The sequence below is a fragment of the Bacillus sp. NEB1478 genome, from assembly GCF_031582965.1.
Taxonomy (GTDB): Bacteria; Bacillota; Bacilli; order Bacillales; family Fictibacillaceae; genus Fictibacillus.
Genome location: NZ_CP134049.1, coordinates 136,765 through 161,481, shown reverse-complemented (window position 1 = coordinate 161,481; position 24,717 = coordinate 136,765). Strand labels below are relative to the sequence as shown.

General features: G+C 38.7%; 24 protein-coding genes. 16 read left to right on the top strand and 8 right to left on the bottom strand.

The genetic code is table 11. The annotated features are described in order from the left end of the window. Positions 1-80: 80 nt before the first annotated feature. From RGB74_RS00765 to RGB74_RS00745, 5 genes are all read left to right on the top strand, one after another. Complete coding sequence (locus RGB74_RS00765; protein ID WP_310761089.1) at positions 81-1,010, top strand: phosphate/phosphite/phosphonate ABC transporter substrate-binding protein; 930 nt, start codon at positions 81-83, stop codon at positions 1,008-1,010. 154 nt (positions 1,011-1,164) lie between these two features. Then, a complete protein-coding gene (gene phnC / locus RGB74_RS00760; protein ID WP_310761088.1) occupies positions 1,165-1,935 on the top strand; it encodes a phosphonate ABC transporter ATP-binding protein in 771 nt (256 codons plus the stop codon). Then, a complete protein-coding gene (gene phnE, locus RGB74_RS00755) occupies positions 1,932-2,753 on the top strand; it encodes a phosphonate ABC transporter, permease protein PhnE (RefSeq protein ID WP_310761087.1) in 822 nt (273 codons plus the stop codon). The genes phnC and phnE (RGB74_RS00755) overlap by 4 nt, the downstream gene beginning before the upstream one ends. After that, positions 2,750-3,547 (top strand): phosphonate ABC transporter, permease protein PhnE, encoded by a 798-nt coding sequence (gene phnE, locus RGB74_RS00750; RefSeq protein ID WP_396136004.1) that lies wholly within the window; start codon positions 2,750-2,752, stop codon positions 3,545-3,547. The genes phnE (RGB74_RS00755) and phnE (RGB74_RS00750) overlap by 4 nt, the downstream gene beginning before the upstream one ends. 219 nt (positions 3,548-3,766) lie before the next feature. Next, positions 3,767-5,353, top strand: a complete 1,587-nt coding sequence (locus RGB74_RS00745) for a hypothetical protein (protein WP_310761086.1) — start codon at positions 3,767-3,769, stop codon at positions 5,351-5,353. Between the two features lie 92 nt (positions 5,354-5,445). Here RGB74_RS00745 and RGB74_RS00740 read toward each other — a convergent pair whose 3' ends face one another. The 3 genes from RGB74_RS00740 to RGB74_RS00730 all read right to left on the bottom strand — a co-directional run bounded on the left by RGB74_RS00740 (position 5,446) and on the right by RGB74_RS00730 (position 8,446). Then, on the bottom strand, positions 5,446-6,321 hold the full coding sequence (locus RGB74_RS00740) for an NAD(P)-dependent oxidoreductase (RefSeq protein WP_310761085.1): 876 nt from the start codon (positions 6,319-6,321) through the stop codon (positions 5,446-5,448). A 235-nt stretch (positions 6,322-6,556) separates the two neighbouring features. Beyond that, positions 6,557-6,871 (bottom strand): hypothetical protein, encoded by a 315-nt coding sequence (locus tag RGB74_RS00735; RefSeq protein ID WP_310761084.1) that lies wholly within the window; start codon positions 6,869-6,871, stop codon positions 6,557-6,559. A gap of 225 nt (positions 6,872-7,096) precedes the next feature. Continuing rightward, positions 7,097-8,446 (bottom strand): MFS transporter, encoded by a 1,350-nt coding sequence (locus RGB74_RS00730; protein ID WP_310761083.1) that lies wholly within the window; start codon positions 8,444-8,446, stop codon positions 7,097-7,099. 206 nt (positions 8,447-8,652) lie between these two features. Between RGB74_RS00730 and RGB74_RS00725 the strand changes: the two genes are divergently transcribed. Continuing rightward, positions 8,653-9,276, top strand: a complete 624-nt coding sequence (locus RGB74_RS00725) for an NAD(P)-dependent oxidoreductase (RefSeq protein ID WP_310761082.1) — start codon at positions 8,653-8,655, stop codon at positions 9,274-9,276. Positions 9,277-9,626: 350 nt separating this feature from the next. On the opposite strand, the gene RGB74_RS00720 is transcribed toward RGB74_RS00725, so the two are convergent. Together RGB74_RS00720 and RGB74_RS00715 are read right to left on the bottom strand one after the other, a co-directional pair. Then, entirely contained in the window at positions 9,627-10,160 is a 534-nt protein-coding gene (locus RGB74_RS00720; protein ID WP_310761081.1) for a DUF420 domain-containing protein, read from the bottom strand. Between the two features lie 374 nt (positions 10,161-10,534). Then, complete coding sequence (locus tag RGB74_RS00715; RefSeq protein WP_310761080.1) at positions 10,535-12,238, bottom strand: M3 family oligoendopeptidase; 1,704 nt, start codon at positions 12,236-12,238, stop codon at positions 10,535-10,537. Between the two features lie 128 nt (positions 12,239-12,366). Between RGB74_RS00715 and RGB74_RS00710 the strand changes: the two genes are divergently transcribed. From RGB74_RS00710 to RGB74_RS00665, 10 genes are all read left to right on the top strand, one after another. Continuing rightward, complete coding sequence (locus tag RGB74_RS00710; RefSeq protein ID WP_310761079.1) at positions 12,367-13,599, top strand: PucR family transcriptional regulator; 1,233 nt, start codon at positions 12,367-12,369, stop codon at positions 13,597-13,599. Positions 13,600-13,738: 139 nt separating this feature from the next. Further along, a complete protein-coding gene (ald, locus tag RGB74_RS00705; RefSeq protein ID WP_310761078.1) occupies positions 13,739-14,869 on the top strand; it encodes an alanine dehydrogenase in 1,131 nt (376 codons plus the stop codon). A 540-nt stretch (positions 14,870-15,409) separates the two neighbouring features. Continuing rightward, positions 15,410-16,702: an ABC transporter substrate-binding protein gene (locus tag RGB74_RS00700; RefSeq protein WP_310761077.1), complete on the top strand. Its 1,293-nt coding sequence runs from the start codon at positions 15,410-15,412 to the stop codon at positions 16,700-16,702. Positions 16,703-16,827: 125 nt separating this feature from the next. After that, the gene (locus RGB74_RS00695; RefSeq protein ID WP_310762950.1) at positions 16,828-17,736 is read left to right on the top strand and encodes a carbohydrate ABC transporter permease; all 909 of its coding nucleotides are present in this window, start codon (positions 16,828-16,830) and stop codon (positions 17,734-17,736) included. A gap of 16 nt (positions 17,737-17,752) precedes the next feature. Then, complete coding sequence (locus RGB74_RS00690; protein WP_310761076.1) at positions 17,753-18,565, top strand: carbohydrate ABC transporter permease; 813 nt, start codon at positions 17,753-17,755, stop codon at positions 18,563-18,565. Positions 18,566-18,577: 12 nt separating this feature from the next. Continuing rightward, on the top strand, positions 18,578-19,321 hold the full coding sequence (locus RGB74_RS00685; protein ID WP_310761075.1) for an MBL fold metallo-hydrolase: 744 nt from the start codon (positions 18,578-18,580) through the stop codon (positions 19,319-19,321). A gap of 115 nt (positions 19,322-19,436) precedes the next feature. Beyond that, positions 19,437-20,222 carry an HAD-IIA family hydrolase gene (locus RGB74_RS00680; protein ID WP_310761074.1) on the top strand — a complete coding sequence of 262 codons (786 nt, stop codon included), beginning with the start codon at positions 19,437-19,439 and terminating at the stop codon, positions 20,220-20,222. Positions 20,223-20,464: 242 nt separating this feature from the next. Continuing rightward, positions 20,465-20,947, top strand: coding sequence for a DUF2975 domain-containing protein (locus RGB74_RS00675; RefSeq protein WP_310761073.1), 483 nt, complete (start codon positions 20,465-20,467; stop codon positions 20,945-20,947). Between the two features lie 23 nt (positions 20,948-20,970). After that, a complete protein-coding gene (locus tag RGB74_RS00670; RefSeq protein WP_310761072.1) occupies positions 20,971-21,450 on the top strand; it encodes a DUF2975 domain-containing protein in 480 nt (159 codons plus the stop codon). A gap of 10 nt (positions 21,451-21,460) precedes the next feature. Next, positions 21,461-21,679: a helix-turn-helix domain-containing protein gene (locus RGB74_RS00665; RefSeq protein ID WP_310761071.1), complete on the top strand. Its 219-nt coding sequence runs from the start codon at positions 21,461-21,463 to the stop codon at positions 21,677-21,679. 134 nt (positions 21,680-21,813) lie between these two features. Here the strand turns inward: RGB74_RS00665 and RGB74_RS00660 are convergent, their stop codons facing one another. The 3 genes from RGB74_RS00660 to RGB74_RS00650 form a co-directional block, all read right to left on the bottom strand. Continuing rightward, the gene (locus RGB74_RS00660; protein WP_310761070.1) at positions 21,814-23,169 is read right to left on the bottom strand and encodes a phage tail protein; all 1,356 of its coding nucleotides are present in this window, start codon (positions 23,167-23,169) and stop codon (positions 21,814-21,816) included. Continuing rightward, on the bottom strand, positions 23,166-23,729 hold the full coding sequence (locus tag RGB74_RS00655; RefSeq protein WP_310761069.1) for a lamin tail domain-containing protein: 564 nt from the start codon (positions 23,727-23,729) through the stop codon (positions 23,166-23,168). Before RGB74_RS00655 ends, RGB74_RS00660 begins: the two co-directional genes overlap by 4 nt. Positions 23,730-23,983: 254 nt before the next feature. Continuing rightward, positions 23,984-24,550 (bottom strand): glycerol-3-phosphate responsive antiterminator, encoded by a 567-nt coding sequence (locus RGB74_RS00650; RefSeq protein WP_310761068.1) that lies wholly within the window; start codon positions 24,548-24,550, stop codon positions 23,984-23,986. Positions 24,551-24,717: the final 167 nt, after the last annotated feature.

Below are 24,717 nucleotides of genomic sequence, written 5' to 3'. Positions count from 1 at the left end.
AAAATTTTTACTTTGAAATTGATAAATTATGGTATTATGAAAAAGTAAGAAAATTTTACATATTATATGGGGGTTCGACAATGTTTACAAAATTAGCAACAGTCGGCATGTCCGTATTACTTGCCGGGTCAGTTTTAGCCGGATGTAGTTCCGACAAGAAAGAAACATCTGGGAAGACTAGCGAAGCATACGCGCCAAAAGAATTAACGGTGCAATTCGTTCCATCTCAAAACGCGGATACGCTTGAAGCAAAAGCTAAACCGCTTGAGAAATTATTAAAAGACGAGCTGGGGATTAACGTAAAAGTAAGCGTTTCCACAGACTACAACACGATTATCGAAGCAATGAAATCTAAAAAAGTTGATGTAGGGTTCCTTCCTCCAACAGCTTATGTACTAGCTAAAGAAAACAACGCAGCTGATGTTATTCTTCAAGCTCAGCGTTATGGTGTAAATGAAAAAGACGGATCACCTACAGATGAACTAGTTGATAGCTATAAATCTATGATCATCGTAAAAGCTGATTCTGATATTAAAGAACTTAAAGACCTTAAAGGCAAAAAAATGGGCTTCCAAAACGTAACTTCTTCTGCGGGATATGTATGGCCTGCAGTAGAAATGATGAAAGCTGGAGTTGACCCAATGAGTGATGTTGAAACAACAACATTAAAAGGACATGACCAAGCAGTACTTGCTGTTCTTAACGGCGATGTAGACGCTGCTGCAGTATTTGAAGATGCTCGTAACATTGTAAAGGGTGATTATCCAAAAGTATTTGACGATGTTCGTGTACTTTATCGTACTGAGCCAATTCCTAACGACACAATTTCTGTTCGTTCTGATATGAGTGACAAATGGAAAACAAAAATCCAAGAAGCATTCATCAACATCGCGAAAAGCGATGAAGGAAAACAGATCGTTAAGGACATCTACTCTCACGAAGGTTATGTGAAATCAAAGGATAGCAATTTTGACATCGTTCGTGAATACGGTAAAAAAGTATCTGAGTAATCTGAAGCTGCAACCGACAAAACCGCATGAGGATACTTCCTCTTTGCGGTTTTTCTTTGCCTTATCTTTTTCGTGAGAATTGCAGGGAACGGGTGTAATTTTGTCGAAAATTTCTATAATTACACGAATCTAGCAGAAAGTTGGTTACACATACATGATAGAATTTAAAAATGTCTCGAAGGTATACCCGAATGGAACGGTTGGTTTAAATGATATTAATCTTACTATCGAACCTGGCGAATTTGTGGTTATCGTCGGCCTTTCAGGAGCAGGAAAATCGACAATGCTCCGTTCAATTAATCGACTTCACGAAATCACGGATGGTGAAATTGTTATCAATGGACAATCCATCACATATGCTGCAGGGAAAAATTTATTAAAAATCCGCCGCGACATCGGAATGATCTTTCAAAATTTCAACCTAGTAAAACGTTCATCCGTATTAAAAAACGTTCTATCTGGACGTGTAGGCTATCATTCTACATTACGAACAGTTCTTGGCATGTTTCCTAAAGAAGACGTAGACCTTTCACTTCGCGCTTTGGAACGCGTAAATATTTTAGAAAAAGCTTATTCGCGCGCAGACGAACTTTCAGGCGGACAGCAGCAGCGTGTATCCATCGCACGTGCACTTGCTCAAGAAGCAAAAATCATACTTGCAGACGAGCCTGTCGCATCTCTGGATCCATTAACAACTGTTCAAGTAATGGATGATTTACAGCGTATTAACCGTGAACTTGGAATCACAACGATCGTTAACCTCCACTTTATAGATCTCGCCAGACAATATGCGACTCGAATCATTGGACTACGCGCTGGTAAAGTTGTCTTTGATGGTCCTGTATCAGAAGCAACAGATGACAAATTCTCTGAAATCTACGGGCGTGAAATCAGTAAAGACGAGTTATTAGGTGAACCTGTATGATTAACACAGAACTAAATGCTGAAAAAAAGACTCAAAAGCCACTTGGCAGCATTCCTGCACCGCCTAGCAAATTGAAACATTATTTATCTGTACTGATCGTTATCGGCCTCCTTTGGGCGAGTGCTTATAAAACAGATGCAACTTTTGAAGAATTGATCTTAGGATTTCCCGAAATGGGAAAACTTTTTAACGAAATGCTGCCTCCGGACTGGGCTTATTTTGAACCCATCATCGAGCCTATGCTTGAAACAATCCGTATGGCTGTCCTTGGAACAACATTTGGTGCGATTTTAGCCGTACCACTCTCGCTGCTCGCAGCATCAAACGTTGTAAAGAACAAAGTACTTTTTTATCCGACACGTATGTTGCTGAATTTAAACCGTACTATTCCAGATCTATTAACCGCAGCAATATTCGTTTCCATTTTTGGGCTAGGAGCGTTCCCAGGAATTCTGGCTTTAACCTTATTTTCGCTAGGACTCATTTCTAAGCTTTTATATGAAACAATTGAAGCGATTGACAAGGGACCGCTTGAAGCAATGACAGCTGTAGGTGCCAATAAAATTCAATGGATCTTTTTCGGTGTAGTACCGCAAATTTCAGCACACTTTATGTCATATACGCTATATACATTTGAAGTAAACGTGCGTGCTGCTGCTGTCCTAGGACTGGTAGGTGCCGGCGGGATTGGTCACTATTATGAAAAGACACTCGGATTCCTTCAATATGACCGAGTTGCATCAATCATTATTTTCACGCTCGTAATTGTTTTAATCATCGACTATACAAGCACGAAGATACGGGAGAAATTGCTATGAGTACGTATTCAGTTAAACGACCCCCTCGAAAAATATTTTTTAAATTAACTATTTTTGTATTATTGACTGCACTTTATGTTTGGTCTTTTGCCGGAATTGATTTTAACGGCTTTAAAGAGACAGCGGCAATTATCTCAAAAGCTATTATTTCTGGAATTTTTCATCCGGATTGGGATTATGTATATTTGCCAGAAGGAGAAGATCTGCTGAGAGGACTGCTCGATACACTTGCAATTGCTATTCTCGGGACATTCATATCGGCTATTCTTTGTGTTCCTTTTGCTTTTTGGGCAGCAAACAACATCAGCAAGCTCAAGCAAATTTCGGGCACGGGGAAATTCGCATTGAGTGTCGTTCGTACGTTTCCAGAGATCATTATGGCCATCATTTTCATCAAAGCTGTTGGCCCTGGATCATTTGCAGGTGTATTGGCACTCGGACTTCATTCAATCGGTATGCTCGGCAAGCTTTTTTCTGAAGCGATCGAAAACATGGACCTTGGACCAACAGAAGCTTTGCTCGCCACTGGAGCAAATCGTTTTCAAATTCTATGGTTTGCCGTACTTCCGCAAGTATTTCCTGACTTCTTGTCGTATACGCTGTATCGCTTTGAGATCAACGTCCGATCTGCAACGATATTAGGCGTTATTGGTGCGGGCGGTATCGGTACTCCATTAATTTTCGCTTTAACCTCCCGTGACTGGAACCGCGTAGGTATTATCCTGCTTGGAATTGTTGTCATGGTAACACTGATCGATATGATTTCAGGATTTATCCGCAGAAGAATCGTATAGTTAGCTTAGATGATTAACCAGACGTACTGATCATGTGCTGTCTGGTTTTTTCGTGAAATTAACAGAAATTCCGACATTATTTCCAAGGTAATAATATGTTTTTTGATTCATAACTCATCATTATTTGTTAATTTCATATGATTTTGAAACATTTTACAGGGATATCCGTCTAACCTATCGAATACTATTATGTTGTTCTTTTATAAGGGGGGCCTTTCTATGAACATAGATTCGAAAAAAAAGAAAAAGAAAAAACATTCGAGTCGCAATCGTAAAGCTACGTTTCTTCCAATTACAATCGTAATCCTGTTATTCGGCTTAGTAGTTTGGAACAATATTCGCCAAGAAACAAAACTGCCAGCTGAAAACTGGAGCCGATCAATAAGTGTACCGGCTAATTCCAACAGCACGGAGCCGATCGTACATAAGGAAGATGATCAGTATGTCGTTTATACACATCAAAATGACGGAATTAAAAAAACAATATTAGATGAAAAGCTTGATGTAAAAGCAGAAAAAACAATTAATCTGCCAATTGATGAAAGAAGTCACTTTTGGTCAAATGGTGAACAATACGCATTCATTTCAAGCGGTGGAGAATTAATTGTTTCTGAGGGCGGCAAGAATAAGGTTATAGACAAAAACGCAGAATATTTAGCTGCTGCAAAGGACCGTTTTGCTTATTCAAAAGGAAATGAAGTATATGTGTATGATCCAAAGACAAGTGAAAGCAAACTAATCTTTACTGCCAATGAGAGAATAGCTGAACTAACCGGTCAACCGGAATCTTCTTCATTTCTCGCTGTTGCTGGTGAAAAAGTTAAAATGGAATCCTTTTTCCTGCATGATCAAAATGGAAAGTATGATGCTTCAAACATTTTAAGTTATGAAAAATCGAGCACAGACAAAATTTACAACTTCCGTTTTGCAGAATCAAAGGAAAAACTCCATATTATTTACACTTTTTACTCTTCCAAACAAGGAACGAAATCATTTAAAACCTATTATGGAGCTGCACCTCTCTCAGGTTTAAATGAATTATCCTATAAACAGATCTCCTATAAAGATCCAGCTTATAATTACAAATTAGAAAACCCAAAATATCAGGAGCTTTATGTTCAAGATGGTAAACCAGCTGTACTTTTCGCAGCCGCTGGACCTGTTTCGAACAAAAAAAAGGCAGGAAATATTTATAACGCCGTATTGGCAGATGGAAAGTGGACAGCAAACCGAATCAGTACAACAAAAGACTTCTCCTCTTACCCATTAAAAGCAGATGATCAAACGGTGTTCTGGCTTAATGCTAAATCTGTTACTGATTTTCAGGTCTATGCTGCAAGTAAAGACCCAGAAATCATTAAAGAAAGTCAATCCATTCAAAAACAAGATATTTATAGTGCACTTTTTGATGCATGTACAGCTTCTATAATTTCGTTTATTGCGATGACTAACGCATTCGTGTGGGTTGTACCGCCTATCTTATTTTTAGGGATTCTGTATGTTGTAAGAATCGATATGATTGAAGATGAAAAACCATGGGTAAAATGGCTATCCATCGTCTTGTTCATCCTTACTCAGGTATACGTGATCCAATCATTGTTTAATCACCAGTTCTACACATTTGCACCAGACTATTTAACGTTTAAAGGAAGCTCATTTGTAATCCCGGTAGTTGTTTCCATTATTGCGTTATACGTCATGCAAATCGTTAAAAATAAAGATTGGGGACTCTTTGCTCAAGTATCTTATTTTATTGGGGTCACCGTCTTATTTCAGTTGTTCGTAGTAGGAACTTACGTATATTAAACAGCAGCAGCCCGGAAGATGTTTCACAAACATCATCCGGGTGTTTTTGGTTGGAGAGTGAAACCTAATTTCCAAGGAAAAAACCAGGGCAATTACCCCTGGTTTTTTAATCTTTTATATAGCGCATGCGTTCCGCTGTTTTCTTCACCCATTTCAGCAAGCTCTTCATATAGCTTTTTCGTTAGTGACAATCCTGGTGTTACCAATCCCATTTCTTCAGCAGAGTTTAAAGCAATGGTCATATCTTTTATAAAATGTTTCACGTAAAATCCAGGTGCAAAATCTCCTTTTAGCATACGTGGTGCTAAGTTGCTTAACGACCAGCTTCCTGCCGCTCCAGATTCGATACTTTTTAGAACAGTCTCTGGATCAAGCCCCGCTTTTTCTGCATAAAGAATCGCTTCACAAACACCAATCATTCCAGACGCGATCGCGATTTGGTTGCACATTTTTGTATGCTGTCCTGAACCCGCTTTACCTTGATACACAACGTTCGATCCCATTAACGAAAAGACAGTTTTAAGTTCTTCAAATGCTGGTTGATCTCCACCGACCATAATAGATAATCGCGCTTCTTTTGCGCCTATATCGCCACCCGATACAGGTGCATCGAATGCCTGCACGTCTTTTTCGGCTGCGGCAGCTGCTATTTTTTGTGCGAGCTGCGGACTGGAAGTTGTCATATCAATCAAAAAAGAACCTGGTTTTGCATGTGCGACTAATCCTTCTTCGCTCAAGTAGACATGTTCAACATCTGACGGATAACCAACCATTGTAATAATGATGTCTGCATTTTGAGCAATTTCAGCTGGTGAAGATGCCCATTTTGCACCTTGATCGATCAGTTCATCTGCTTTCTCTTTTGTTCGCGTATATACGTATAACGGATAGCCAGCTTTCATTAAATGACCAGCCATGCTTTTCCCCATCACACCAGTTCCGATAAAACCAATTGTTTGCAAAACCAACCCACTCCTTGTTCTATATTTTTATTTAGAGTCCGATATTTTCTCAATAATTCTTTTGATGACCTTATACTATCGCAAATTTAGCCATGAAGTCGAGCGCGACACAAAACTGTTCTTTAGGAGATCGGTTTTTTCTTGTTTAAGGATATATCTATTGCAAAAAGGATGGGATACTTGTGCTAAACACGGCTTTAATAGATTCTTTTTCGTAATCAAAAATAAAAGCCACTGCTTTTTAAGCAATGACTTCTCCCATCAATATACGGTCAATTCTAGAGACTGCATGATCATAATCCATATTTAAACATGTGAGCATGATTAGAATGTCATCTTTCGTATATCGCTTTAGCATATAAAATAATTGCGGTTTTCTCTTTTTAAAAAGAGTCATCATCTCGATGGTCGGCAATGTTCTTCCGATCGGTTTGATTTTTAAAAAAGAGCGAATGTGTGCTGTGAATACCGGGATGGAATCAGGATGATCTGGCTGTGTGTCTAGTAGCTCCTGAAATCTCATTAATGATTCGATCAGTTCCTTATTTCTTTCCACGAAATTTTTCTCTTCCTTTCCCTGTCTGCTGTGAATTAACCCTCCTATAACAATATCGGCGTAATTTGACAAAATTCTACAACTTTTTTAAAGGAAATGGGAAAAGGGGACAGTCCCGGGACTGTCCCCCAACAATTTATTTCCCGCTTTCTTTTCTAGTATTCTCTCAGGGTATTTGCTCAAATTTTCGCCACAAAAGTGTACATTTAAAAATCCACCTGGCAATCAGGTGGATTTTACGCTGTTTTTCTTTATTTTTAAGTAATAGATTACGATGGCGATACACAACAGCGCCGTATAAAAAAGGAACACATTGCGGTAAACGATCGATAAATCTAATCCTTTTTGTCCTTGGATTAACAAACCAGCAACGGCTACTCCCAATGCGCCTCCAAAAAACTGTATCAGCTGAAGCATTCCCATACCTGAACCAACTTCATCTTCATGCAAAATTCTGGAGTTTTCATTCGCTAGACTTGATGTCAAGCTCGAAAACCCAATACTCGTAAACATATAAAAGATGGCTGTTAGATAATACGCTTTTGTCGCAAAAAGACAAAACAAAACGGCTGAAACTAACAAGGAGAAAAGCCCCATCCGCATAACAGGCAGATTTCCAAACCGGTCAATCCACCGTCCTACAAATATGGCAGCAAGTGCGGAAAGCATAGCTCCCGGAAAGATAACAAAACCAATTACAGCCGGCTCTTTATGAAATAAATTAGAAAGCATAACAGGCATCACAAACAAGAAAGCAAAGTGCGTCATAAAAGCAAACAAACCGATAAATAAGATTGATACATATTTAACGTTTTTGAAAAGGTCCACACGGATAAAAGGGTCAATCTTTTTCTTCGAATAAAAAACAAGGCCGGTAAAAAACAAGCCACTTAGACCAAGCAGCAAAAAAGAAAAAGAAGATAAATATAATAGAAAACACGTTACTCCTCCGCCTGTTAAGCATGCACCTGCAACATCAAACGTTCCCGGCCGTCTCGTTTCGGGCGGCAAATATATTTTATAGACAGGCAAAAGCAATAACACAAGTCCTGTTACGATGAAAAGAACATTCCACCCCATCAACTGGGTCAATCCACCACCAATAACTGGACCTAATCCGAACCCGAGCGAGGCAGCGGATGAAATTAAGGACATTGCTTTACCCCGTCTTGAAATCGGGATATAGCGGGTCGCCAGCACCATTCCAAGACCCGGAACTGCTCCTGCTCCCATCGCTTGAACGAGCCTGCTCACTAAAACGAAGATAAAACTATTCGAAAAATACCCGATGATTGAAGCAATCCCAAGTATAATAAGTCCGGTAAATAATAACTTTTTGATAGGAATAAAATCAGATAATCTGCTAAACGTGATGGTCGATAAAGCAAATACGATCGAATAGCCCGATACAATCCAGGAACCCGCTGTAGGACTTAAATCAAATTGTGAAATGACACTTGGCAGGGCGACATTAAACATCGTTGTGTTCATAACCACGAGCCATACCGTTAAACTCCATAACGGAATTACTCTGTTTTCCTGAATGACCCCATACTGTTCTTCACTGCTAGCCACGCTGTCCACCTCTTTTTTGCCAAAATAATATCCCTATCTTACCATGCGCTATACACAAACGGCTTTTATTTTGCTTTGTTTATTTTTCACTTTATTAATTATGATATTTTCATTACTACGATTGCTAAAACAATACATACTAGACATGCTATGATGAATTAAGAGAAATTCATAATATGTACCATATTTAAAAGGAGAATTCTTTCATGAAATTATACATGCTAGGGCTGACAGGAAGAGTTGGAAGTAAAATAGCAGAATACGCTTTAGAAGATGGGATCCATGTTCATGCACTAGTGCGTGATGCGGAAAAAATACCATCCGATTTAACTCAGCAGATCAGCTTTACAAAAGGCAATGTATTACATAAAAATGAAGTTGAAGAATCGCTTAAAGGGTGTGACCTTGTGATAAGTACACTTTCAACGGACGGCGGAAATGTACTTTCTGAAAGCATGCCTATACTTGTTGAGGCGATGAAAAAAGAAGGGATTTCCAGAATTATTACAATCGGAACTGCAGGTATTTTAGAAAGCCGCACAGAACCTGGCGTATTGCGGTACCAATCTTCAGAATCAAAGCGCAAATTAACAAGAGCGGCTGAAGACCATCATAAAGCTTTTACTATTTTAAAAGAAAGCGGTCTAGATTGGACGATCGTTTGCCCTACCTATCTCCCAGATGGAGAAGCAACGGGTGTATACCGGATTGAAAAAGACTTTCTGCCAATAGACGGAACACGCATCACAACTGGCGACACAGCGCACTTCGCCTTTTCTCTGCTAAAGGAATCACGCTTCCTGCAATCAAGAGTCGGAATAGCTTATTAAAATAAAGACTTTTTTCGTAAATGTTGGTGCTATTGAAATTAGTTGATTTCCGCTCCAGGTCGCTCGCTTTCCGCGGGGTGTGCGGTGATCCCGCTGGAGTCTCGCACCTTGCCCTCCAATCAACTTGCACATGAAGATCATTTGAAAAATAATCTAAAAGCAACAATCTTTTATAAAAGAGCGTAAAATAAAGACTATTTTCGTAAATTTCACTGCTATTTGTTGTCGATTTTTCTACTTTCTCTACACTCAGCACTTTTACAAAACTTGCTTAAAACCACAATCTTTTAGAAAACAGCCCAAATAAAAAAGGTTTTGCTGCATTTTCCTAGCAAAACCTTTTGTTTTTATTACGTATAGTAAGGTGAGATCATCAAGTATACAAGTACACCAGTTAGACTTACATACAGCCATAAAGGCATCGTCCAGCGCGCAATTTTACGGTGTTTTTCAACCTGCATGTTTAATCCGCGTGTCACAGTAATTAATGCAAGCGGCACAATTACAATTGCAAGCAGTATGTGAGTGAGCAAAATAAAGAAATAGATATACTTAAGCGGACCTTCACCGCCATATTTTGTGGATTCCGTCAAATAGTGATACGTCACATATGACAGCAAAAAGAGCGTCGTGCTCGTAAATGCTGCAAAGATGAAGCGCTTATGAAGCGTTATGTTTTTCAGCTTAATAAAATAGAGGGCAGCTAATAAAAACACAAACGTAAAGCTGTTAAATATAGCATTCAAGCGCGGAAGCAACGTTACATCGAATGTAATTTCTCCCTCATATTCCGGCAGAAAGAACAATATTGCTACTAAAACGTTGATCGCGATCGATAATCCAATAATTAAAGGTGTATAATTACGCTGTTTCGGTTCAGCCATGATTTTATAACTCCTTCTCTACTAAAAATAAAATAGCAGATCAATTCTCGTTAAACTGCTATTAACAATCTCTCATTATTTTACCACTGTAACCACTATACACAAACCCAATACATACTGAAATCAGCATTCCCAAGCCAAGTGTCATTAATTCTTCAAACATAGAAGAAAACAAATGGGGACTGACCCCAAACAATTTATTTCCCTTAGCCATATTCAAATACATCTCAGGCGGTTTGCTCCATTTCTGCACATGTTTTCTTCCGTTTTCGTTTTCCCCTCTCTACATCAAGATATTTCCCTACATAAAAAGACTCAAAAAGCAGCTAAATTACGCTTTTTGAGTCCTTCGTTTCTTCTTCTATCCTAAAAAATCAGGCTTTGACAAACTTCTTTTCATCAACTGATTCAATAAACTTCTCTACTTCCCCGACAACTGACGCGACGCAGCCTTTTTCAAATGGTGAGATCAATCCAGCTTCTTCTACTAGTTTTGTAAATGGAAGACTTCCTCCTTTTTGGCAAAGAGCGAAGTAGTCTTCCCATGCACGATCGCGGTCTTCCACGGAAAGCTTCCAGAACTGCAGTGCACAGATCTGAGCGAGTGTGTAGTCAATGTAATAAAAAGGCGAACGGAAAATGTGGCCTTGTCTGTGCCAGAACCCTCCGTTTTCTAGGTATTCCAAACCATCAAAATCACGGTGCGGCAAGTACGTTTTCTCTAATGCACTCCACATCTTGCGGCGCTCTGCTGGCGTCGCGTCCGGATTGTCGTAAACAAAATGCTGGAACTCATCCACTGCTACACCGTATGGAATGAACTCAACTGCCCCGGTCAGATGGGAATACAAATATTTTTCAGTATCTTGTTGGAACAGTTCTTCCATCCACGGATACGTTAGAAACTCCATGCTCATTGAATGAATCTCACATGCTTCCAAAGTCGGGAACTGATATTCCGGCACTTCATAACCGCGGCTTGTATACATTTGGAATGCATGACCGATCTCATGCAGCAACACGCGCACATCATTATCTGATCCATTAAAGTTTGTAAAAATAAACGGAGCCTGATAATCGTGAATGAAGGTGCAATATCCGCCAGGCGCCTTGCCTTTTTTGCTCTCTAAATCCATCAGTTCATCTTCAGCCATGTAGTTAAAGAAAGCTCCCGTTTCTGTCGAGAGGCCAGAGAACGCTTTTTTTGCACGTTCAACGATCCAATTTGCATCACCTTGTGGTTTTGGATTGCCAGTTGTAAAACTGAATGGCTCATCATAAAACTTAAACTCATCGAGACCGATTCGTTTTTGCTGCCGCTCTTTTAATTTTGTGCAAAGCGGAACAATGATCTCTTTTACTTGATCACGAAAAACTTTTACATCTGACGCATTATAATCGGTTCTGCCCATTCGGTCATAAGCTAGTTCTGTAAAATTGTTATAGCCTAATTTGTGTGCAATTTTTGTACGCAGCTTCACTAATTCATCGTAGATTGTATCGAAACGTTCTTCATTCGATTTTAAAAATTGATTACCTGCAAAAGCCGCAGCCTTACGAGTTTCACGGTCTGGTGACTGAACATATGGCGCTAACTGTGCCAGGTTAAGCTCTTTTCCGTCAAATTCAATTTTTGCGGACGCCATCACCTTTACATATTCAGAGCTTAATTTATTTTCCTGTTTCAAGTCTTCCAATACATCATCAGAATACGTTTTAACTTTTAATTCTGCTAAACGAAACAGCTGGCTGCCCCATTTTTGTTCCAGCTCAGCTTTGTACGGAGACGCAACAAGAGCTTCATGAAAGGCTGTAACCATCCCTTGATAAACGGGAAGGTTTTCATCCATGAATGCTTGTTCGTCTTTATAAAACACATCTTCTGTATCAATCGTATGACGAATTTTCGCTAATCTTGCCATAGATTCAAAGCTATTTCGCAACGAAACGACTTTTTTCATCGCTTCATTTTGTTCGTCGGCGGATGATGCTTCACGAAAAATTTTCACAGCCTCTTCAAAAGCAGACTTCAAATTATTTATATCCGGTCTTTCATATGTAAACTCACTAAACTTCATTATAATTGCCTCCCAACAATATTTTGTATTTACAAATTCTACATATCGTCCCCAACCCCTTTTTATCCTGTTAACTTTCCTATATTTTGTTAAAATAAAAGTAATAGAATGTGAGGCAGGAGATTCGTATGAAAGATTATCAAACAGACCCTTTTAAAGGGACCTTCGGAAGCCTTGAAAACCTGGCCGATAAAATTAGTGATGTTCTCTCTTGTCCTGTAACGATTGAGGACCAGAACCATCGGCTTCTTGCTTACAGCACACATGAAGATGGCACAGATCCGGCGCGTATCGCAACGATCATCGGCAGACGCGTTCCTGAAAAAGTTGTGAACAGTCTCTGGAAAGACGGCGTTATTCCAAAATTACAAGAAAGTGATGACCCCGTTCGGGTTACTTCTATACAAAAAGTCGGGCTTGGAGACCGGGTAGCTGTTTCCATTCGAAAAAACAGCGAAGTCCTCGGGTATATTTGGGTTCTTGAAGTGGAGAAAAAACTTTCCCCTGACGAGATGGAAATGCTAAAGCTTGCAGCAGTCTCCGCTAAAAGCCAATTACTGCAAATGCAAATCGGTACAAAAAGGAAGGAAGAAAACCGCCAGGAGCTATTTTGGAAAATGCTGACCGGAAACCTTCCAAAAGAAGAATTAATAGTAGAGAAACTGCATGAGTTAAATATATTGCCCGTTTTACCGGCATCCGTTTTTATACTGCAGCTTCAAGAAGAGATTACACCGTCATTGGAAAAAGACATTTTATACATTGCAGCAGTCAACCAAAAAATCAATGTCCTTTTATCAGCAGCTGACAGCAACCAAATGCTATTGTTAGCTTCACCTGTCGGTAAAGAACCTTCATTAGATCTAGCAAAATCTTTTGTTGAATCCTTTTTCACACATATGAAAGAACGTTTTTCTGTTTCAGATGTAAAAGCAGCGTATGGCAGCCTCGTTACTTCTTTTACACAAGTTGAGAAAAGCTATAAAGAAGCTTCAACTGTTTTAGCTGTACAGGAAAAGCTTGGTGGAGAAACCTTATCGCTGAACGGTTATCACGAGCTTGGGATTTATCAATTTTTAGACAGCATTTATGAAAAACAACAAAGACAAGGTTATCAAAACGAAATGCTCGCAAAACTGCAGCATTATGACCGCCTTCATAAAACCGAGCTATACTACACGCTCGAAACGTATTTAACAATGGATGAAAACTTAAACAAAGCAGCGGATGTACTCCACATCCATATGAATACACTCCTCTACCGGCTGAAACGAATCAGCGAAATCACGAACATTGATCTGAAAAGCCCTCATCAAAAGATCATGATCTATCTGGATTTTAAATTAAATAGAATATTTTAGGACTTGCATTTGTGAATATTCACAAATGCTTTTTTCCATTTTTTGATTTCCTAACAATGAAATACGTCTCTTCCCCTTTTATACTGAAATCACAATTGAAAACGCAATCAACAGTTTATTTATATAGGAGGATTCACAAATGATTATTGGAGTTCCAGCAGAAATTAAAAACAACGAAAACCGCGTAGCGATTACGCCATCTGGTGTTGTAACATTAACAGCTTCAGGCCACAAAGTATTAGTCGAAAACAACGCAGGTGTCGGCAGCGGATTTACAAACGAAGATTATGCAGCAGCAGGAGCAGAAATCGTAGCAGAAGCAAAAGACGCTTGGGCAGCAGAAATGGTAATGAAGGTTAAAGAACCTTTAGAATCTGAGTACAAGTATTTCCGTTCAGACCTCATTCTTTTCACTTACCTTCACCTTGCAGCTGAGCCAGCATTGGCAAAAGCTCTTACTGAGAGTGGCGTAACAGCAATCGCTTATGAAACAGTTGAATTCAACCGCACACTTCCGCTTCTTACACCTATGAGTGAAGTAGCTGGACGTATGTCTGCACAAATCGGTGCACAATTCCTTGAAAAGCCTAAGGGCGGAAAAGGAATCCTGCTTGCAGGTGTACCTGGAGTTCGCCGTGGTAAAGTTACAATCATCGGTGGTGGTGTTGTTGGAACGAACGCAGCAAAAGTGGCAATCGGACTTGGCGCTGACGTTACAATCATCGACTTGAGCCCAGACCGTCTTCGTCAATTAGATGATATTTTCGGTAACAGCATCCAAACGTTGATGTCTAACCCGTTAAACATCGCTCAAGCAGTGGCTGAATCTGATCTTGTTATCGGAGCAGTTCTTATCCCGGGGGCAAAAGCACCTAAACTAGTAACAGAAGAAATGATCAAAGCAATGACTCCAGGTTCTGTAATTGTTGACGTTGCGATCGACCAAGGCGGAATCTTTGAAACTGTAGACCGCATCACAACTCATGACAACCCAACTTACGACAAGCACGGTGTTGTTCACTATGCTGTAGCTAACATGCCTGGTGCAGTTCCGCGTACTTCTACAATCGCACTTACGAATGCAACAGTACCTTACGCACTGCAAATTGCGAACAAAGGTGCTCAAAAAGCAATCGCTGAAAATGCATCTCTTAGATCTGGACTTAACACTGCTAGCGGATTTGTAACATATGAAGCAGTAGCAATAGACCTTGGCTATGATTATGTAACAGCTGAAATCGCTCTAGAAAAAGCAGTTCAAACTGTATAATTACACGATTTTCAACCTCCCTGTCTGCCAGGGAGGTTTTTTTAGGCTTTTTTCTAAAAGATATTTGCTTTCAAATCTCATTTATCTTGTCATCATTGACAGTTAATCTGAGTGTAAGGTGCGTGCCAACCACTTGAAATTCTTCTCGCAAGGCATGCGACGAGTAATCCTGGTTCGAGAGGATTTGCTTGTAGACGCAGGAGCACAATACATCCTTGAACACATTGTGGCTCACCGCTTGCCCGCGGAAAGCGAGCAACCTGGAACGGAAATTAACCACCTTCATAAGCAACAAAGTTTACGAAAACAGCCTTTATTTTATATATTTTGTAAGCGCATACAAAAAATGATTGCTAACTAGAAATAATTGTTTTATTATTATAAATAATCAAATAATTTACAGGACATTTATTGTCTTGGGGTAGAGATGAAGAGAACCCTGTGATCAATAAAGTGTATTACGTTGTTGTAATACGTTTTATTGTTCATGGGGATTTATTTATTTTATTTATAAAACCATTTATTAAGGAGGAGTTATGGATGAAAAAGTTGTTCTCATTGTTAACTGCTTTGCTGCTTGTATTTCTTGCAGCTTGTAGCAGCGGTACAAGTAATGGCAATGGAGGGTCCAAAAAGGATGTCACAGAAATAGACTTCTATTTCCCTGTTGCTGTCGGTGGAGATGTTGCTAAAATTGTGGACAATTTAGTGGCAGACTTCGAAAAGGAAAATCCTGATATCAAAGTTAACGCCAGATATGGGGGCAGTTATTCCGAAACAATGACTCAGGTAATGGCTGCGGTCCAAGGCGGAAATCCTCCTGAATTAGCGGTGTTGTTTTCTATCGATCTATTTACGCTCCGGGAGAATGATGTCATTGAAGAAATGACGCCATTATTTGATAAAAAATATTTTGATGATTTTTATGATGCTTTTATGGCAAATTCAAAAGTTGGCGATAAAGTTTGGAGCCTTCCATTTCAAAGAAGCACAATCGTCCTTTACTACAACAAAGACGCTTTCAAAAAGGCAGGACTTAATCCTGATGCTCCTCCAAAAACATGGGATGAGCTAGTCGATTACGGCAAGAAATTAACAGTGAATGGCGGAAAAGATCAATGGGGGCTGGAGATTCCAAGTACTGGTTATCAATATTGGATGACTCAAGCACTAGCTTTGCAAACAGAGAAAAACATCATGTCCGAGGATGGCAAGAAAACGTATTTTAATGCGCCATATACGAAAGAAGCTTTGCAATTTTACCTGGATTTAAGCAAAAAGCACAAAGTAATGCCTGAAGGAGCAATCGAATGGGCTACGGTTCCATCTGATTTCTTAAGCGGAAGAACGGCCATGATGTATCACACCACCGGAAACTTAACAAATGTTAAAGCGAATGCTGATTTTGACTTTGGAGTAGCCTACCTCCCTGCAAATAATCAATACGGTTCCCCGACTGGCGGAGGAAATATTTATATGTTTAAAGGGGTACCAAAAGAAAATAAAAAAGCAGCCATTAAGTTCATGAAGTTTTTGACAGAACCTGAGCGCGTAGCACAATGGTCGATCGACACAGGATATGTAGCTACGAGAAAGTCAGCTTATGAAACAGATAAGCTAAAAAAATATGTAACTGATTTCCCGCAAGCCGTTATCGCACGCGAGCAGCTGGAATACGCAGATAGTGAACTGGCAACCTATCAAAACGGTGAAGTCCAAAAAATATTCAACGATGCCATCCAGGCTGTATTAACTGGAAAAAGCAGTGTGGATGAAAGTTTAGATAAAGCCCAGAAAGACGCTGAAAAAGTTTTAGAGCCTTTTCAAGACTAAATAAAAAGGAAGAAGCATAGAGAAGCTCAAATGAACGATAAATTTGGGCTTCTCCCTTCATCAAGGGATAGGGGGTTGTCATAACAATTATGGATAACACACCAAGAACGTATAAAAAAAATATTATGCTGGATCATGCCCCATTAACAAAGGATAAAAAAAAGTTTCGTCCTGGTTTTAAGCAGAATATATTTGCTTATTTATTATTACTGCCTTCTTTTATCTTCCTGTCATTATTTACATTTTATCCGACGCTTAAATCCGTTTATTTAAGCTTTTACAGCGGTCCGATGACCAGGCTTAAATTTTCAGGTATGGATCAGTACAAAGAAGTCTTAACAGATGAAATCTTTAGAAAAGTGATCATGAATAACATCATTTTTATCATCGGGACTGTTCCAGCCAGTTTGTTTTTAGCTATGTATCTAGCGATTTGGTTGAATAAAAAAATGGCTGGCAGCGCATTGCTTAGAACCTCTTTCTTTTATCCAACAATCATTCCATTGATCGCAGTGGCCAACATCTGGCTTTTTATCTATACACCACAATACGGTCTTCTCGCTAAGTTTTTGCAGGGATTAGGGGCACATGGACCAAACTGGTTAGGTGATCAAAGCACAGTCATGATCGCCATGATACTAATGATCATTTGGAAAGATACAGGTTTCTATATGATTTTTTATTTAGCCGGACTGCAAAATTTGCCGAAAGATGTTTATGAGTCTGCCATGATTGAAGGAGCTAAACCTTTTCAGATGTTCCGTTATATCACCTTTCCTTTATTAATGCCGACTACTCTTTTCGTCATGATAGTAGCCATCACAAATGCTTTTAAAAACGTAGATCACCTATACATCATGACAAAAGGCGGACCTGATAATGCCAGTAACCTTTTGCTTTATCATATTTATGAAGCAGCCTTTACGAATTGGGACCTAGGTAAAGCAGCCGTTTTAACTGTCGTTCTAATCGCCGTTCTATTAAGTATTACCGCATTCAATTATTTGTTCTTAGATAAAAAAATCCATTACTAGGAAAGGAGGGATTTCATTGTATAAAAAGCTTAATTACCTCTTCATCATTCTTTTAGGAATCATATTCTTTATTCCTTTGTTCTGGGTACTCATTACTTCCTTTTCAACGAGTAAAGAAGTGATCGGAAACTCTTTTCCGCTTTGGGTTTCTCATCCAACTCTACAAAACTATAAAGATGCCTGGCATGTCGCCCCATTCCTAACCTATTACTTAAATACTTTTATTATTGTTTTCGGAATTTTAATCGTTCAATTATTTACGATTACTTTGGGTGCATATGCTTTTGCAAGATTAAATTTTAAAGGGAAAAATGTATTGTTTCTCTTATTTTTACTTCAATTGATGATCCAGCCTGAAATCCTTCTCTTTCCAAACTATCAGATTATGAGTCAGTTAGGCTTAGTAAATACGAAGCTTGCCGTAATGCTCCCTTATTGGGCATCAGCGTTTGGGGTGTTTTTATTAAGACAAACATTTAAGCAAGTTCCTTATGACTTAGACGAAGCGTCTAAAATCGATGGCTGCAAATGGTGGCAGACATTATGGCACGTCTACGTTCCATCTGCCAAACCCACCTATCTCGCTTTTGCATTAGTTTCAGTCAGTCATCACTGGAGCAACTTCATGTGGCCGTTAATTATTACAAACTCTGATGAAAACCGTCCATTAACGGTCGGTTTAGCTTTATTTGCCCAATCTTACGAAACAGGAGCTCAATGGGGCATGGTAACAGCCGGAACCGTAATGGTTATCTTCCCGTTACTTATAGCATTTTTTATCTTCCAAAAACAGTTCGTATCCAGCTTTATGCATTCTGGGATTAAATAGGCGGTGGTTTGAATGGACATACATTTTCTAGGTACGGGCAGTGCCTATCCTGGCATTGAACGGGACAATACGTCAATTTGTTTTTCTCATAATAACTTTCATGTTCTCGTCGACGTAAGCGGAAATCCCTGCAGAAAACTGAAACAGCTCAACGTGGAATTAGAATACCTTGACGCCATCATCTTCACCCATTTTCACATTGACCATATTTATGGACTGCCTTCTTTATTATGGGGGATGTGGCTGGAAAACAGGCAAAAGCCGCTCACCGTTTATTGTGATGAAAGGAATAAAGAAAAACTCGACAGCTGGTTAGACACGATGGGTATCGATGATTGGGGAATAAAATTTTCGATCCATATCAGAACATTCAATGGTGATCGAAACGAAAAACTGCTAACAGATACCGATATGTGTATTTCCTGCTTTCCGGCACTCCATTCTGTACCAACTGTTGGACTGGAAATAAAAGCGGATCATCAACTGGTGGTTTATTCGGCAGACAGTAAAATCAATGCACACATCCAATCCTATAAACATATTGATGTACTAATTCATGAAGCGACCACAGCTAAGAAGCATGATCCCAATCATACCAGCTTAACTGAAATTGCCGAATCCTATGAACTAAACGCTATTGATAAAGTGATTTTAGTTCATTTAAGTGATCAGGAACCATATGATGAGGAACTCACTCGTTTAAATACAAAAGGTAAAATTCAAAAAGCAGAAGAAATGATGAGCATTAAACTATAACCAAATATGAACAAGGATGGAGAACAGGAGAATCCCTTGGGCAATGAATAATCCAATTAAGTTGGATTATTCGTCAAGCTCAAGGGATTATTTTTTTCCTGAGATGGAGGAAGATATGAAGGATATCAAAGGCTATATTTTTGACTTGGATGGAACGATTTATCTCGGAAATCAATTAATTAAAGATGCTGATATGGTGATTAAAAGTCTTCAACATGAAGGGAAACAAATTTTGTTTTTGACGAATAAAACCATTGAATCCAGGCAGAAATACGTAGAAAAGCTCAGGAACTTTAATATTCATGTGACGTTAGACAATATCTTGAATCCAACGATAACCTTAATCAACTATTTGAAAAGACACCACCCTAGGGCCAAACTTTATATCATCGGCGAGCAGATTATTAAAGATGAAATTTATCGTGAAGGATTTGTAGCAGCTCAAAAGCCAGAGGAAACAGATATCGTCATTATTTCATGGGATAGAAGCTTTCATTATGACCATCTGAACTTTGCTTACCAGGCGGTTAAAAATGGAGCTATTACAATCGCAACGAACCCAGATCGAACATGTCCAGTAGAGTTCGGAGAGGTTCCGGATTGTGCAGGTATGATCGGAGCATTGGAAGGGGTTACCGGGAAAAAGATCGATATTCAAATTGGGAAGCCATCTATAGTAACGGTAGAAGCCGCGATCAATATCCTTAACCTTCCTCCAGAACAATGCATCATGATCGGGGACCGGCTTGAAACGGATATTAAAATGGGACTTGATGCAGGGATGAAAACCGCCCTCGTATTGTCAGGGGTTACACAGACTGACGATGTTCTAACTTCTGAATGGCAGCCTGATTATGTCTTTTCATCAGTCAAAGGCATATTATTCAACAAAGTTGTTTAATGAAAAGAACAAAATATAAAAAGAGAACGGATATTTTTTTAATGGGTTGAAATGCAAAATTTAATTCCACAATATATTTTAAGCGTGAATTCACATGTGAATTCACTTTTTTTATTGCCTTTTGTAATTACATACATATTGCAATACAATAATCATATAATAAAAAACAATATTAATTTATTGTAAAACGATAAATTAATATGATAAAATCATCTTGTCATTAAATAAGTGAGGTGTTTTAAATGGATTTTAAACAATCTTCAACCACTTTCTTAAAGGTAATAATTTTTCTAATTGGAATTGCAGTGCTTGCCGTGTGTATCTTTTTGTTGCCTGAAGCAGCCAGAAGAGACGCGATAGAGCGTCCAGGTGATTATTCGCTATATCCACTTTTGGTATGTGCATATGGAATATGTATTACCTTTTCTGCAGCGTTGTATCAAGTATTTAAACTTTTAACCTATATCGAAAAGAACAATGTTTTCTCTGAGTTATCTCTTCAATCTTTGAATGTAATAAAAAAATGCGCTTTTACTGTCATTTTCTTTATTTTGGCAGCAATCGTTTATTTAAGGGTGCATGCTCAATTCACAGGTGATGATGCAGCAGGTCCAATATCTCTGGGGCTAATGGGAGTTTTAGCAACAAGTGTCGTCATAGCTTTTGTGGCCGTTCTTCAAAAACCAATAAAGAATATCTTGGACTCACAGCCAAAAAACAATTAACATTTATATGAGAGGTGTTTTTTATGAAGATAGCAACCACATTATTTATGAAGATAGCTGTTATTCTCATTGGAATTCCGGTTCTCGCTTTGTGCATCTTTCTGGTTCCTGAACTGGCAGATGCGGTATCGGATTACTTAGGAGTTCATTCCATAAAATATATCATTTTCATCCTTTTATATGGAGGGGCATTACCTTTTTACTTCGCCCTTTATCAAACTTTTAAACTGTTAAGTTATATTGACAAGAACATTGCTTTCTCTGAATTGTCTGTTCGAGCTTTAATGAGAATCAAATACTGCGCTATTTCCATTTGTAGTTTGCATGTCTTAGGTTTGCCGCTCTACTATCTCGTGGCAGAAAAAGACGATGCCCCAGGTCTCATATTTGTTGGAATGATCATTCCTTTTGCTTCGTTGGTTATCGCCGTTTTTGCTGCTGTTCTCCAAAGACTTTTGCAAGAAGCGATTAATATAAAATCAGAAAATGATTTAACGGTCTGAGGTGGAGAATATGGCCATTATTATTAATATTGATGTGATGCTGGCAAAACGAAAAATGAGTGTAACAGAGCTTTCGGAGCGGGTTGGCATAACTATGGCGAATCTTTCCATTCTGAAAAATGGGAAAGCAAAAGCCGTTCGTTTTTCAACATTAGAAGCAATATGCAAGACTTTAGATTGTCAGCCAGGGGATATTTTGGAGTACAAAAGCGACGATGACACTCAATAAAAACAGATAACAACTTTTATTTAACCAATGGGATTAGATAGTGAAATGAGATAAAGGGATAGCGATTAAGCTATCCCTCCTCTGTGTTTATTATTGTTATTTAATCCGAGAATTCCCTTCACCTTTTTTCATAATCAATCCATTTGTTTATCATCTTTCATTAGCGTTTTTAAATCTATTTTAAGCATCCGATCCATCGGATAAGTAGTCGTATACCGATACTTATTTGCACCAGATTCAAAAAGGACATAAAGTTCTTTTTTCACCGTTACAATTCCCTCTGGCATAGGTATTGCCGCTATACTTTCACGAGGTTTAGAAGTTGCACCATCGAGGAACCATAGTGGAACCTCTTTTCCATTTACCACAACACTACTATGAGGCTCTTCTTTTAAAGGATGTTCATAGCGATACAAGACGCTGTCATTCCCTCTTCCATAAGAAGTACTTAGAGCGATACCCATTTTCTGAACAATGGCACCCTGGACTTTATCCGTAGTCGATAATACGTAATCAGGCGTTGCTGTTTTTGCCGGATCCCCATTCCATTGATCCTTCGAAAGATTATCGTTATTTCGCTCAAGATCGTAACCTACCATCCAAGCATATTGCATAACACCATCCCGGTTTACGATGTGATGAGATGGATCTGTCGGATAATCGTTCGCCTCGTAAAATTCTCCGACCCATAAAATACCTTCATCATACACATTGTAAGCAGCTTCTACTGGAAGCGGAATTTGGTTAATAAAATTGATTTCCGCATTATTATCAGCATTAACAACATCACTGATTTTCAGCTGATACAAGAATTGTTCTGAGGCTATCCAAATATGGTCTCTACTGACCGTAATCCCGCCAGCATGACCCGTGTAAGGTGTGCCGTCTTCGTTATATAACAAGACAGATTTAATTAATTTTTCACTAGTAGCATCCGTTATGGTCAACGTTCCAGGTCTGCCGTCATCTAAATAATTAACGGTGATCAGCCAGTCCTTTTTCTTATAATACGTAATTCCCTGCGGGACAATATCTTGAGCCAATCCTGGAATAACGGGTCCATCTTCACTTATGTCCCAAAGTTCCTGATATTTTGGATCTTTGACGTGAGGTGATCGTTCTTCCTGCGTAATGATTTGATGAGACGGCCGTACAACAGCCGGGACTGATTTCTCAGATACATTTCCTGAAGTATCTTCTGCCGACATTTGAATCACGTAATCTCGGTTACCCATAAGACCAGAAACAGTAAATTCATTTTTGGAAGGATCCACTGAATATTCCAGCACTCCATCCTTATAAATATGATAACGATAAATGTCAGCGTCTTTATTCAAATCCCACTTTACTAAAAATTCACCTGCTCCAGCCTTTGCTTGAATATTAGACGGAACTGCTGGAGTCACGTTATCAGACACTGGTCTTGCAGGCGCTTGTCCTGGAACAATCCAACCTGGTGTCGGATTCGCACCGCCACCTAGCTTTCTCATCGTTGTGCTCCCGTTTTGCGGATATCCGAATTCAACTGATTTTTCAAAAGAACATCAGCACCGGTATAAACCACTTTTATGACTTCAATTCCTTGTGGATTTAATAGTTTAATCGTTTGTCCGCCATTCACAATCCCTGGAACATTATCTAGCATTCTTATTTGGTTTTCATTCATATACTTACTTTTGTATGAAGAAAAATAGTTGTGATTGAAAGCTTCTAGACTAATTGGCTGAACCTGTGATGTTCTTGTCCAAAAAAGATGTGTCGACCATGGTTCAATAATAAGTGGATCAGAAATAACAGCATTCATATTTCCTGATTGGATACGATACCCTTTTAAATCAATCGGCTGATCGCTATTATTATAGATTTCCAAATACTCAAAAGCATCGCTGCCCGCATAATTATCCGTGTTCGGAATGATTTCTGTAATGAGCAGTGATGGAACACCTTCTAAAGCGCTGGTTTTTGGAGCTGGAGCAAATGAAAAAACACAACCCATCACGAGTACAAGTGTAGCTGCATACACAATAAAATTTTGAGATCTCGCTTTCATTTTTTCCTCCTTGAATAGAAAGTTTTCTTTCCAAACATGATCCTGCACTTTCCAAAAAACAATAAAACCCCATGACGATTAACTGTATTACTAATACGTAATACACATTAATGTCACAGGGTTCTCCGCTTCTCTACCTGAAGACTATATTTGTTTTATGGAATTAAATTACGATTTAATCATATTATAATAGATTAAAGAATTCAATATATTTTTATAATTTTCAGATTATTTATAACTAATTCTTTAACAAATTATAACTCTAAATTCCACAATTTTGGATCACCAGATGAAATAGCCAACGCCCCTGCTTTAAGACCGTTCAGGATTTCTTCTTTATTACTGATCAATCCTCCGGCAATAATCGGCAAATTTGTCAGTCTTGTTAATTCATCAATTACTGAAGGCATTAAGCCGGGCAATACTTCAATGGCATCGGGTTTGCAATTATGAGCAATTTCTATTCCTCTTTTCAATGCATTTCGATCAATGAGAAACAATCGCTGAATCGTCATTAACCCTTCTTCTTTCGCATACTTAATTAGGTTGCTTTTTGTTGTAATAATCCCCATCGGTTTCCAAATCTTCGCTATGTATGTAATCGCACTCTTCGTATTTGAAAGTCCTTCAATAAAATCAAGATGCACAAATGTCATTTTGCCAGCTGCTTTTAATTGGTCTATATACCCTTTCCCCGTAATGATATCTCCGGTCAAAACAAATGTGATATTTGCAGTCGCCTTAATTGCGCATTCAATGTCTTTTTCATTTTTAATTGAGGAAATCACTTGTGATTGGACTATATCTACAATATTAGGCATCGCTATTCTCCCTCATATATTTATAGACTGATAATCCTGTATTCCACAATTTTCGATAAATCCCTGTGTTTCTTCTCAAAATTTAACAAGAATAACCTCTTGGAGGCTGATTTTATGGATTATGTTTTATTTTCCGGGAAATTTTTTGTCGAAAAATTGGATAAGAC